The following is a 290-nucleotide window of genomic DNA, read 5'->3' as shown; positions in this document are numbered from 1 at the left end:
GCCTTTGCCGGTGAGTCCGAGGCACGCAACAAGTACACCTATTTTGCTTCCAAGGCCAATAAGGAAGGTTTTGAGCAGATCGCGTCACTGTTCCTCAAAACCGCTGATAATGAGAAGGAACACGCCAAGCTGTGGTTCAAAGAACTGAACGGTATTTGCGACACCGCAGAAAACCTTCTCTCCGCCGCTGAGGGTGAGAACTACGAGTGGACGGAAATGTACGATGGCTTTTCCAAAACTGCCGATGAGGAAGGCTTTCATGAGCTGGCCCAGCGTTTCCGCCTGGTAGC

General features: G+C 52.1%; 1 protein-coding gene. It reads left to right on the top strand.

Features of this window, described 5'->3' with window-relative positions:
- Window positions 1–290 (top strand): rubrerythrin family protein (locus tag P0G09_RS20250; RefSeq protein WP_275253575.1); only part of this gene is annotated, 290 nt, incomplete at both ends.

The organism is Faecalibacterium sp. DFI.5.82, from assembly GCF_029076575.1.
GTDB classification, from domain to species: domain Bacteria; phylum Bacillota; class Clostridia; order Oscillospirales; family Ruminococcaceae; genus Faecalibacterium; species Faecalibacterium duncaniae.
The sequence above is the reverse complement of the archived record's forward strand: the minus strand, read 5'-3'. Positions and strand labels throughout refer to the sequence as shown.